The organism is Bacillus sp. FG16, assembly GCF_057809515.1.
Window position 1 is genome coordinate 1 of the sequence record NZ_JBMDKC010000231.1, and the last position, 1,653, is coordinate 1,653.

Consider the following 1,653-nt stretch of genomic DNA (forward strand, 5'->3'; position numbering starts at 1 on the left):
CATGCCCATCAACTTAAGCCTTTTTACTACCCCCAAGTACAAAAAAACGTTATTCTTTCTTAATAATCTATGAGAAAGGGTGACATTTTTTATGAATCTCTCGATTCAAGAGGAGTTACAATCATTAGCGGAAGAATTACAGCGCTATATCACACCTGAATTTTTGGAAGAACTCGCAAGAGAGGTGAAGTTTGTAAAGAGAAAACGCAAATTTTCAGGGGCAGATTTAGCTACCATTTGTATTTGGATTAGTCAAAGGGTGGCCAGTGATCCTTTAGTCCGATTATGTAGTAGACTTCACGCAGTTACAGGTACTGTACTTAGCCCGGAGGGCTTAAATAAACGATTTAATGAAAAATCAGTGTTATTTTTAAAACATATCTTTTCTTTGTTATTACAACAAAAAATCTGTGAACACACTCACATTTCTAATCAACTTTTTGCTCATTTTCAACGCATTCGCATCATGGATGCCACCATGTTTCAGGTACCTAATACGTTAGAGCATATCTATCCTGGCTCAGGCGGTTGCGCGCAAACAGCTGGAATCAAAATTCAATTAGAATATGATTTACATAGTGGACAATTTCTTAATTTTCAAGTGGGTCCTGGAAAAAATAATGATAAAACATTTGGAACAGAATGTTTAGATACGTTAAGGCCAGGCGATTTATGTATTCGTGATTTAGGGTATTTTTCATTAGAGGATTTAGATCAAATGGATCAACGGGGTACGTATTATATTTCGCGGTTAAAGTTAAATACAAACGTATATGTAAAAAATCCAGATCCGAAATATTTTAAAAATGGTTCCATTAAAAAACAATCAGAATACATACAAATCAATGTCATACAGATTTTGAATCAACTCCAACCAGGGGAAACGATAGAATATCAGCAAGCTTATATTGGAGATAAACAGCAGTTATTTTCACGTCTTGTTTTTCATCGTTTAACAGCGGCACAATTACAAAAACGCCTAGAGAAAATTGCAGAAAAAGAAAAGTCAAAACACAGAACTTATTCAGAGAAAAGTAAATTAGCAGCGGGATTAAATGTATATGTGACAAATGCCCCTTGGGAATGGGTTCCGATGGAACAAGTACATGAATTGTACACATTACGCTGGCAGATAGAAATTGTTTTTAAAACGTGGAAATCATTATTTGATATAGATCATTGTCGCACTGTCAAACAAGAAAGAATAGAGTGCCATTTATATGGAAAACTGATCGCTATTTTCTTATGTTCTTCTACCATGTTTAAAATGCGTCAACTTTTATTACAGAAGAAGCAAAAAGAATTAAGTGAATATAAAGCAATTGGGATGATTCAAGACCATCTATTTCTCCTCTATCAATCCATACAAAACACCCAAGAGATAACAAAGCTTCTAACCCGCCTGTTCCACCTTCTACAACAAAACGGACGGAAATCTCATCGATATGAGAAGAAAACAGTCTTTGATATCATGGGTGTTATCTATGAGTATAGTGGATGCAGCAAGCAAAAGAAAGCTGCATAAGAAAAAAATGAAACCCGTTAGGGTTTATTTGGCGTGTTTAAATTTAATAACTGGATCCCTTGTAGGGACAGTTTTAGTTCAAATGAACAAAAGTTAATATTGTGTCTATCCTTAAGTTGATGGGCATG

General features: G+C 34.9%; 1 protein-coding gene. It reads left to right on the plus strand.

Features of this window, described 5'->3' with window-relative positions:
• The first annotated feature begins 91 nt into the window (after nt 1–91).
• Entirely contained in the window at nt 92–1,525 is a 1,434-nt protein-coding gene (locus tag ACODS7_RS31840) for an IS4 family transposase (protein WP_289664218.1), read from the plus strand.
• The last annotated feature ends 128 nt before the right edge of the window (nt 1,526–1,653 follow it).

What these genes read in the sequence shown, in the direction of transcription:
- ACODS7_RS31840 (WP_289664218.1), top strand. Translation starts at nt 92, where the DNA reads ATGAATCTCTCGATTCAAGAGGAGTTACAATCATTAGCGGAAGAATTA.